The 11,780-nt window shown below is 31.6% G+C and carries 5 protein-coding genes; 3 read left to right on the plus strand and 2 right to left on the minus strand.

The genetic code is table 11. The annotated features are described in order from the left end of the window. Nucleotides 1-65 precede the first annotated feature (65 nt). Nucleotides 66-2,243, minus strand: a complete 2,178-nt coding sequence (locus tag AC4FRF_RS04855; protein ID WP_491158355.1) for an alpha-glucuronidase family glycosyl hydrolase — start codon at nt 2,241-2,243, stop codon at nt 66-68. 204 nt (nt 2,244-2,447) lie between these two features. Between AC4FRF_RS04855 and AC4FRF_RS04860 the strand changes: the two genes are divergently transcribed. Together AC4FRF_RS04860 and AC4FRF_RS04865 are read left to right on the plus strand one after the other, a co-directional pair. Next, nucleotides 2,448-4,688, plus strand: coding sequence for a glycoside hydrolase family 3 C-terminal domain-containing protein (locus AC4FRF_RS04860; protein ID WP_491158356.1), 2,241 nt, complete (start codon nt 2,448-2,450; stop codon nt 4,686-4,688). Nucleotides 4,689-4,706: 18 nt separating this feature from the next. Continuing rightward, entirely contained in the window at nt 4,707-6,632 is a 1,926-nt protein-coding gene (locus tag AC4FRF_RS04865; protein ID WP_491158357.1) for a sialate O-acetylesterase, read from the plus strand. 47 nt (nt 6,633-6,679) lie between these two features. Here AC4FRF_RS04865 and AC4FRF_RS04870 read toward each other — a convergent pair whose 3' ends face one another. After that, entirely contained in the window at nt 6,680-7,711 is a 1,032-nt protein-coding gene (locus AC4FRF_RS04870) for a LacI family DNA-binding transcriptional regulator (protein WP_491158358.1), read from the minus strand. A 1,142-nt stretch (nt 7,712-8,853) separates the two neighbouring features. On the opposite strand from AC4FRF_RS04870, the gene AC4FRF_RS04875 reads away from it, so the two are divergent. Then, the gene (locus tag AC4FRF_RS04875) at nt 8,854-11,589 is read left to right on the plus strand and encodes a substrate-binding domain-containing protein (RefSeq protein ID WP_491158359.1); all 2,736 of its coding nucleotides are present in this window, start codon (nt 8,854-8,856) and stop codon (nt 11,587-11,589) included. The last annotated feature ends 191 nt before the right edge of the window (nt 11,590-11,780 follow it).

Genomic DNA, 11,780 nt, shown 5'->3' on the forward strand with positions numbered 1-11,780 from the left:
TTTTCAATCCTTTATTCTAATTTGTACTATTTCTATTTTGTCAATTCTAAAATGCTGTTTTTTTATTAATTATTTCCCGGAGCAAATGGGAATTTGAGTGATTCAAAATACTCTAGGGTTTGTGTAGGTTTTTCAACCCCATTTGGTAATTCTTTGCCTGAAAATTGTTGAAAATAGAGTAAGCAGGCATCACGCCACCATTTGGCCTCTTTGTGTTGAATATTTAAAAGCATTTCCACTTCATGAAAACGTTGTTCATCAACATGGGGTTTCATCTTGTTCCAAGTGCTTTGCATACTCGCCACTTGATTTACACCTTCCTGATATTTTTGTGCTAATCCGTTCCAAAGTGTTGCCCCATTTTTTAGTTTATAATCCCAGGATACATGATGGAACCATAACAGCTCTTTTTCCGGGCACTTGTCTATATAGTTAAATTCTTTTGCTACTTCTGGAGCGTATTGTGCTGTTGCATTGCTTCCAGTTGAAGAACGGTCGAATCCAATTCCATTTTTATCGGCTTTGTGATAATAAACAGGATTCCATTCGGGTCTGGATAAATTGCTCACCCACGGACCAGGACCATAATGATGTCCGGTATCCATAATATGATGTAAACCTAGTGGAGTCATGTAATTAACTACGGCTTCTCTGGAATCTATCATCATTTCTTGAACAGCCTGAACAAATTTTTCATCATTAGAAAAAGTCATTCGCAACCATTCTTCTGCAATAGTTTTTGAATCTAAATTCGGATTCCATGCCAAGCGTCCAAATCCATACCAATTGGCTTGAGCAAAAGGATGTCCGCACCAATTGATATCGCTACCAATATTAGCAACTCCAGCCATTCCGGTAAGTTTATGATTTTCTAATGTCCCATCAATTATTTTAGCTACTGTTGATTCTTTTCCTTTGCTGTAGGTATCTGATTGTAAAACTTCCTGAAATAATTTAGGAAGAAAAACCAAATGGGTACTAAAGCCTAAATATTCCTGAGTAATTTGAAACTCCATCATTAATGGTGTTTTGGGCATAGCTCCAAACATAGGATGAAAAGGTTCGCGAGGTTGAAAATCGATAGCGCCATTTTTAACCTGTACAATTACATTATCTCTAAATTTTCCATCATAAGGAACAAATTCGCTATAGGCTTGTTTGGCTCTGTCATCAGCATCGTGTTCAGAATATACAAAGGCTCTCCACATCACAATTCCCCCAAAAGGAGCTAAGGCATCTGCAAGCATATTGGCTCCATCCACATGATTTCTGCCATAATTTTGTGGTCCGGGCTGTCCTTCTGAATTGGCTTTTACAAGAAAACCTCCAAAGTCAGGAATTGATTTATAAATTTCAGCGGCCTTGTCTTTCCACCATTTTTGTACTTCAGGGTCATAAGGATCGGCAGTTTTTAATTTTCCTATTTCAATAGGTGCTGAAAAGCGTGCTGTTAAATACACTTTTATTCCATAGGGTCTAAAAGTGTTAGCTAAGGCAGTTACTTTTTCTAAATATTGTGGCGTTAATATTAGGGCATTGGCATTTACATTATTTAAAACGGTACCATTGATCCCTACAGAAGCATTGGCTCGAGCATAATCAATATAACGTTGATCAATAAAATCTGGAAGTTTTTGCCAATTCCAGATGGATGAACCTGCATAACCACGCTCAACAGTTTCGTTAAGGTTATCCCAGTGGTTGAGTATTCGAACATTTATTTTTGGAGCATCTGTAATAGCCAAATTGCTAATAGATTGATTGGTTTGTAATAATCTTAAAAAATGAAATACACCATATAAAACAGCTACATCCGTTTTTCCAGTTATTAAAACTTGTTTGTTGTTGTTTAAAGTTTTGATAATATAACCTTCATTGTTTATGGTTGTGATGTCTTTTTTTATGTTTTGCTGTAATTCTGCAGAAAGTTCAGATGTCTTTCCTATTACGACTATGTTTGAAGTATTTTCATTAGTTATTTCAGTCACTTTTTGATCTAGTAAACTATTTAAACCTAGTTGAAGTTCTTTTTTAGCGATAGTAATAGTTTCTGAATTTCCATAGGAAAATATACCTTTTATAGCAGATTGATATATATTAAGGTTTTTAGAATCTTCTACCTTATTATATTGTAACCATAATTTATAATCTTTTTGAGCTATTATTTTTTGTAAACTCAAAAGCATAAATAGGAATAAAACTGCTTTTTTGTAATTGCCCAATATTTGAAATTTTAGAGACATTATCTATTACTTTTTAATGAAATGATTTTTGTTTTCTGGATGTAATAATTTACGATTTTAATTTTTTTGTAAATCTAATTTATTTTCCTGTATATTTGCAATCGGTTGCGTAAAAGTAAAACATTAGAATATATAAAAAAAATTTTACTGTGTTTTTTTTATATTCGTAATAAAATCATTAAAAAACTGATAAAAGATAAAGTTATGAGAATTAATTCTAGGTATTTCGTTTTAGTATTGTTGTTGTTTATTGATTTTTGTTGCGTAGGACAAATAACAGCTAATAAAAATCAATCAATGGCTTTTTATAATACATCTTTGTCTATTGATGAGCGGGTACAGGACCTAATATCAAGATTGACATTAGAAGAAAAAGTAAGTCAAATGATGAATAGCACTCCTGCAATAGAACGTTTGAATATCCTGCCTTATGACTATTGGAATGAAGCCTTGCATGGAGTTGGACGTTCAGGAGTGGCTACCATTTTTCCACAAGCTATTGGTTTAGGAGCCACTTTTGATAGTGATTTAGCGTATCGGGTTTCTTCTGCAATATCCGATGAAGCAAGAGCCATGTATAATGTGTTTAATGACAAAGGATACCATTCTCAATATGGAGGATTGACCTTTTGGACACCCAATATTAATATTTTTAGAGACCCAAGATGGGGGCGAGGGCAAGAGACTTATGGAGAAGATCCTTTTTTGACTTCAAAAATAGGAACTGCTTTCGTAAAAGGTTTGCAAGGGGATAATCCAAATTATTTAAAAACAGCAGCTTGCGCCAAACATTTTGCAGTACACAGCGGACCGGAAAAGTTAAGACATGAGTTTAATGCCGAAGCTACTCCAAAAGATTTATGGGAAACTTATTTGCCTGCTTTTCAATCTTTAGTGGAAGAGGCTCAAGTAGAGTCAGTAATGTGTGCTTACAATAGTACTAATGGAGAGCCTTGTTGTTCTAATAAATATTTAATTTCCGATGTTCTTAGAAAACAATGGAATTTTAAAGGACACGTAGTAACTGATTGTGGCGCTATAGCCGATTTTTTTGCTGCTAAAGATAAAGGCGGTCACGGAGTTGTTGCTACCAAAGCTGAAGCTGCAGCTCTTGTAGTTAAAAGTGGCGTTAGTTTGAACTGTGGAAATTCGTATGATGCATTGCCGGAAGCAATAAGCAAAGGATTAATTACAGAAAAAGAAATAGATGCTCAACTGGCCACTCTTTTAAAAACACGATTCAAGCTAGGTTTGTTTGATAAAGTTGGAAGCAATCCCTATGACGCCATACCTTATGAAGTGGTTAATAGTCCAGAGCATAGAGCTTTAGCCAAAGAAGTGGCGCAAAAAAGTATAGTTTTGTTGAAAAATAATGGTATTTTACCATTGAGAAATGACCTCCAAAAATATTTTGTTACAGGTCCTAATGCTTCCAGTACAGAAGTGCTTTTAGGAAATTATTATGGAATAAATCCTAATATGGTAACAATATTAGAAGGGATTACTGCGGCTATAAAACCAGAAAGTAAATTAGGATACCGATTAGGTGCTATGTTGAATAAACCTTCAATAAACCCAATTAATTATGCTACTGGGAATGCTGGTAATAGTGATGTAACCATTGTTGTATTAGGCGTTTCAAGTACTTTGGAGGGAGAAGAAGGCGATTCTATAGATTCTAATTCAGCCGGTGATAGATTAAATTATGATTTGCCTGAAAATCAAATAGAATACCTTAGAGATTTAAGAAAAACAGCCGATAAACAGCCGGAAAATAAAAAACCAATAGTAGCGATTATTACTGGAGGTAGCCCTATTAATTTAGCGGAAGTGCAAGAACTAGCCGATGCTGTTTTGCTAGTTTGGTATCCGGGAGAAGAGGGTGGAAACGCAGTAGCGGATATTCTTTTTGGAAAAGTTGCCCCTTCGGGAAAATTGCCAATCACTTTCCCAAAATCTTTAGATCAATTGCCTCCTTTTGAGGATTATTCTATGAAAGGCAGAACCTATAAATACATGAATGTTGACCCAATGTATCCTTTTGGTTTTGGGTTGAGCTATACTAATTTTACTTATAGTGAAGCTAAAATTTCTAAAAATAAAATTTCTAAAAAAGAGGACGTAACTGTAACGGTAAAAGTGACCAATACAGGTCAGGTGAAATCAGATGAAGTAGTACAATTGTATGTGTCCGATTTAAAAGCGTCTGTTGATGTTCCTAATTTTCAATTGAATGCAGTCAAAAGAATTAGCCTAGAGGCAGGCGAATCTAAAGAAGTATCTTTTCAGTTGACACCAAAAGCTTTTGAAATAGTGAAAATGGATGGTTCAAAAACAATAGAATCAGGAGAATTTAAAATTTATGTAGGAGGTTCCTGTCCAATGAAAAGAAGTTTTGAATTGGGTGCGCCAAAAATGGCTGAATTAGTAGTAAATGTGAAATAATCTAAAAAAAGTAATGCAATGAAAACAATCAAAAATTTATTTATCGCTTTATTTTTGGTACAAATAGGAGCTGTAGATGCCCAAATCAGATTACCAAAATTGATCAGTGATGGTGTTGTTTTGCAAAGAAATGAAAAAGTAAAAATTTGGGGTTGGGCTGCGCCAAATGAATCCATTCAATTAGAATTTAAAGCTAAAACATATACTGCTAAAGCAAATGCAGAAGGAAATTGGAACATGATACTTCCTGCCCAAAATGCTGGTGGACCTTATGAAATGGTTTTTAAGGCAACTAATGAAATCAAAGTAAAAGATATTTTGTTTGGCGATGTTTGGATTTGTTCAGGACAATCTAATATGGAGTTGCCCATGGAGCGTTTAAAAGAAAAATATGGTACTGTAATTAAGAATGCTAAAAATTCTAATATTAGACAATTCTTAGTGCCTGATAAATATGATTTTAATAAAGAACAAACCGACTTAGATGCGGGAAATTGGGTTTCGGCAGATCCAAAAACGGTGCTTGAATTTTCTGGAGTTGCTTATTTTTTTGCAAAAGCAATATATGAAAAAGAGCAAATTCCTATTGGTTTGATCAATTCAGCTTTAGGTGGTTCTCCTATAGAATCCTGGTTGAGTGAAGATGCCTTAAAGGCTTTTCCAGAAGCGTATCAGGAAAGTCAAAAATTTAAAAATAAAGAGTTAATCAAAGAGATTGAGTCTGGTGACAAAAAAAGAAATGGTGACTGGTATAATTTATTGAATAAAACCGATTTGGGTTTGGAAAATCATTGGGATTTAGCGGGAACTTATGATAAAGATTGGAATCAAATGCAAATACCAGGTTATTGGGCTGATTCTTCATTAGGAAATGTAAATGGAGTAGTCTGGTTTCGCAAAGAAATTGAGGTTCCAAAAGCTATGATTGGTAAGCCAACTAAATTATTCATGGGACGTATAGTAGATCAGGATTTTGTTTATGTAAATGATCAATTAATTGGAACAACAAGTTATCAATATCCTCCTCGAAGATATGATGTTAATGCTGATGTATTAAAAGAAGGAAAAAATACTATTTCGATAAGAGTAATCAATAATTCAGGCAGAGGTGGTTTTGTAGAAGACAAGCCTTATTTTCTGGCTGTAGGTAATGATACCATTGATTTAAAAGGGACTTGGAAATACAAATTAGGAGCTACAATGAAACCTTTGCAAGGACCAACATTTATTCGATGGAAACCCGAGGGGTTGTTTAATGCGATGATAGCGCCTTTGACTAATTTAAAAATTAAAGGAGTGTTGTGGTATCAAGGAGAATCAAATGCGGGAAATCCAAAAATGTATGCTAAAACATTGCCTGCTTTAATTCAGGATTGGAGAAAAAAATGGGGGCAAGGAAACTTTCCTTTTTTATATGTTCAATTGCCTAATTATATGGAAACTTATGCCGAACCAAGAGAAAGCAATTGGGCTGTTTTAAGACAAGCACAGCTTGAATCTTTAAGTGTTCCTAATACGGCTATGGCTGTTGCTATCGATTTGGGCGAACGGAATGATATTCATCCATTAAACAAAGAAGACGTTGGAAATCGTTTGGCATTGTTGGCTCGTAAAATAGCTTATGGAGAAAAGAGTTTAAATGCCGAAAGTCCGATGCCCTTTCAAACTGTGTTTGAAAAAGATAAAGTGATTATTACTTTTAAAAATATTGGCGGTGGATTGATTACTAAAAATGGAACAGAATTAAAATCTTTTGCGATTTCCAATGATGGTAAAAACTTTGTTTGGGCAAATGCTAAGATAATTGGAGATAAAGTAGAAGTTTGGAATGATAAAATAAAAAATCCAACTGTGGTACGATATGCTTGGGATAATAATCCGGATGAAGCTAACTTATATTCTAAAGATGGTTTACCTTCGACTCCTTTTGAAGTAAAAAAGTAAATAAAAAACTCATTGATAATCTAATTTGTCAATGAGTTTTTTTTCAATTATTTTCTTTTAGAAGATTCTCTTATTAGTACTTCGGTATTTAAAAAAGTAATTTCTTTAACGTCTTCTTTCTTAGGAGATTTTATGTTTTTTAAAATAATTTCGGCCGAAATTTGCCCCATTTTTTCCGCCGGATGAGTAATTGTAGACAAGTTAGGGTCTATGATTTCAGAAATAGGATCGTTATTAAAACCAATAATTGCAATATCTTCGGGAACCCTAATTCCTTTTTTCTTGGCACTTTGTATGGCACTTACCGCCATAATATCTCCTGATGCAAAAATACCATCAGGGGGATTTTTTAAGCTCAGTAGTTTATTGCTCGCTTTTACACCCTCTGTGTATGTAACTGCTTCTAAATCTACAATAAGTTCTGTATCTGTTGATAAATTATGTTTTTTTAAGGCGTCTAAATAACCTCGCATCCTTTCGGTATATAAATTACCAAATTTAGAACCTGCTGTCAAATGACCTATTCGAGTACATCCTTGTTCTATAAGATGTTCAGTAGCCTTGAACCCTGCGGTATAGTTGTCAATAATTACTCGAAATGTATTAAAATCTTTAGGTACCCTATCAACAAACACCAATGGAATATTGTTGCTTACAAATTGATGAAAATGAGAAGTATCTGTTGTCTTCATTGCTAATGAGCAAATTACACCACTTACTCTACTTCCATATAATGATTTTGCCATACTGACTTCTGCTTCATAAGAGTCGTTAGATTGCATGATGATAACATTATAACCTGACTTTTGTGCAGTTATTTCTATACCACTAATTAAGGACGATAAGAAAGGTTGGGTTACAGTTGGAATTAATACTCCAATTGTTTTTGTCTTATTACCGCGAAGTCCAGCTGCTAGAGTATTGGGTACATATCCCATTTCTTCAGCTGTTTTTTTTACTTTCTTTATGGTTTTTTCGCTAATTGAATGATGATCTTTTAAGGCTCTTGATATAGTTGATGTAGCCAGATTTAATTTATTTGCTATATCGTAGATCGTAATATCTTTATTTTCTTCCATAAAAAATAGTGTATAAATTACAAATATACATATTTTAATGTGTTTTGCTGTAATGTATTAAGACTAGCTTCTTTGCTGTAAATATATTCGATTTTAACTTAGACTGTAATTTTATTTGCATATTCAATTATGAGTTACAAATAAGATGTAAATCTGGACAGAACATCACAAAAAAAGTCTAACAAACTTCTATTAGATTTAAGTAAACTTTTTAAATACTCAATTTAAAGTCTAACATAAAAAAAATAATGACTAACGAATGCTATATATAAATTTATTAAAAATGAGAAAATTCCAAATATAAAGCCTTTTTTACTTTTGATTTTATGTCTTTTTTATGACATCAAAAGCCACATCGTAAATACAAAATGCAGATGTTCTTAATGCACCAATTGATATAAGCAAAGATTTTCAGAATTATCTGAATACCTCTTGATAGCTCTGGAACTACCAAATAGGCAACTTTAGAAACAAGCCCCGGAATCAGGCAATCATTTCAATCGCTAAACTATGATATGTGAATAGTTGTTTTTGCATGAAATACAAAAATACTAAAAAAAATAATGTTTTACAGGTATTATTGTAGAGTCAGGGGCAGATTACAATCGAATTATTTTTCCAGTGTTGAGGTTCATTGAAAGTCTCTATAAATAGTGTGTAATTCCTTTGTATTATTGAGTCGAATGCTCATGATTGAATTTTTAAAATTATATCTCAACTTACTTTTTATTTTGTTTGAACTTAATTCAAAAAAATATAAAGTTAGTCAAATCGCTCCAAATTTTTTTTTCAGGTTTTTTATCAGCTATCTAATGGTATTTAAGTTGCGTGTTGTAAAACATAAAAATTTTAAAAAACTTAGTATAAAAGGTTAAAAATAAAATCAAAATAAATTCAAAATAAATTCAAAAGAAATAGGATGTCATTTTGATATTAATAATTTGATTTTTTTACATTTGTCAGTAGCAATTGAGCTCATAAAAAGTTGTTTTTTATGACAACCTCTCAAAATTCGATTACAGAAATATATTGTATTAAATTTTATATTTATTAAAAAATTAAATTCAGGTCGAAATTTTTCCTTTTTAGATATTCATTTAACAAAGTCAATTTTACAGTACTTCTTAATTCATTCCAAATTTATGTCAAGAGTATATCTTATCACAATAATATTATTTTTTGGGTATTTGTTACAATCATGCAATTCATCAAATGAGAATGAAGAAACCATTACTATAGGTTTTTCACAATGTATAAATAATGATTTGTGGAGAAAATCAATGGATCATGCTATGGAAGTAGAAGCATCTCTTCATCCAAATGTTAAGTTGACAATTTACAATGCCGATCGTAAAGTAAAAAAACAAATTCAGGATGTTGAAAATATGATTGATCAAAATATGGATGTCATTATTGTTGCACCATATGAATCAGATTCAATCATACCGGTAATCGAAAAAGCCAATAGGAAAGGCATACCTGTTATTATAGTGGATAGAAAAGTGAATACTTTAAATTATAGTGCTTTTTTAGGTGCTGATAATGTTGAAGTTGGTAAACTTGCCGGGAAACAAATTGTTTCTTTATCTAAAGGGAAGGCGACTGTGGTTGAAATAAGAGGAGAATCAGTCACATATCCAGGAATGGAGAGAAGTAAAGGGCTTCAGCAAGTTTTAGAAAAGTATCCAGGCATACATAAAATTAGTGTTGATGCCGATGATTTTAATGCGCCTAATAGTAAATATGTTAGGCTTTTAGATAGTTTGCCTACTATTGATTATGTATTTGCATTCAATGATGTTTTGGCTTATAATGCTTGGAAAATTTCCAAAAAGAGAAAACCCAATAATAAAATTAAGTTTATAGGAGTTGATGGTCTTAACGGACCTAATGGAGGTTTAGAGTTTGTTAAAGAAGGTGTTTTGACCGGAACAATATTATATCCTACAGGGGGTGCCGAAGCTATAAAATTGGCATTAAAAATTAAGAATAAAGAAATTGTTCCAAAAGTTAATAAGCTTAACACTACCTTGATAGATACGCTGAATGCAGAAATCATGAGTAGTCAATTTGATAAAATTTCTTTGCAACAATCTGATATTGAAAATCAACAACATTTTATTAAAGAACAATTACAAAAATATAGTAATCAAAGTAACTTATTAAAAGCTTTAATTGTATTGAGTCTCATTATTTTTTTATTTGCGATTCATAGCATCTATTCCCGAATTGTTATCAGCAGAAAAAAGAAAGAATTGGAATTGACTAATGCCAAGATTATTAGTCAGCGTAATGAAATAGAAAAATTTGCTGAAGAAAAAAAACGTATAAATGAAATTAGACTTAATTTTTTCACCGGTCTTTCACATGAATTTAAAACGCCATTAACTTTGATAATGAGTTCCACTGAGTGTTTGATTGAAGATAAAAAAATTAAAGAATCAGAAGTCATTGAAGAAATGAAATTGATTTATAAAAATTCAAATCGATTATTACGATTAATTAATCAATTATTGGATTTTAGAAAAATAGAAGAACAAAAATTTGTCTTAAGAGCTTCTAAAACAAATCTCTATGATTTTACTAATGAGGTAATGATTAATTTTAAAAGTGAGGCAAATCGTAGAAATATTGATTTTCAGATCAATTGTAAAAATAAAAACCTGGAATTATTTATCGATAGGAATTTGATGGATAAAGTATATTTTAATTTATTATCCAACGCTTTTAAATTTACGCCAGACAATGGTAAAATTCATATTTCAATTACTGAAACTCAAGATAACACCGTTAAAGTTAGTTTTAAAGATTCTGGAATAGGAATACCTGATAAGGAGTTGTCTAATGTATTTCAGCCATTTTTTAAAGCTTCTAATAACAGCAAAAACAGCTCCGGAATAGGACTTCATTTATCTAAAGAATTTGTTTTGTTACATCATGGTACCATTGATTTAAAATCAAAACAGGGCAGTGAATTTGTAATTACTTTATTAAAAGGAAATAGTCATTTGACTAATGATGAAATTATTGAAAACATCGAAAGCAAGAATATCAGTCAAAATATAATTAGTGACTATGCAGAACTTGGATCTGAGGTGGAACCATTTAATATCGTAACAGATTCTGAAAAGCATTCTATTTTGTTGATTGAAGATAATAGCGATTTAGTTTCTTTTCTAAAATCAAAATTATCTAATGAATACATAGTTTATAGTTCTGACGGAAGTGATGCTATTGAAAAAGCAACTGAAATAATTCCTGATATTATTATTTGCGATATTAATTTGGTTGATAAGGATGGTTACGAAATTAGTAAAGCGCTAAAAAAGGATTTGCGATCTTCACATATTCCAATTATAATATTGACAGCTCAAAGTAGTAAAGAGTCCATTTTAAAAGGTTTACAAAGCGGAGTAGATCAATACTTAACCAAGCCTTTTAGCTTGGCTATTCTGAAACAATTTATATCCAGTTTACTATTTAACAGAGAAAAACTTCGATATTATTATACCAATAATATTTATAGAGTTGAACCGGAATCAAGATTTGGCAATCAGGAACAATCTTTTATTACAAAAATGAATGAAATTATTGGTAATAATGTTGAGAATTCAAAATTCTCAGTTGAAGATTTAGCAAGTAAAATGGGGGTATCCAGAATTCAATTGTATAGAAAAGTAAAAGCTATCATGGGAATTAATATTAGTGATCATATTAATAATATTAAATTAGAGAAAGCAGCTGAACTTTTAAAACTCAATGAAATGAATATTTCGGAGATTGCCTATGCACTTGGTTTCTCTTCTCCAAATTATTTTTCAACTGCATTTAAGAATAAATTTGGAGTTTCTCCCAAAGAATACAAAACATCTTTATAGAAAGAGTTAAAGTCAGGTTATTTTTAGGTAACATTTTCATATCTAAAGTTACAAAATCATAACTATATGGTTTTCGTAACATAAATAAAATAGCTGAAAACCATTGAAAACAAAGGATTTAATATAAAAATACTAATACTGAATTTATTGAATTAATTAATTGTAACATCATTAAAAATAAGTTGCTTTTT

Source organism: Flavobacterium sp. ST-158 (genome assembly GCF_058309975.1).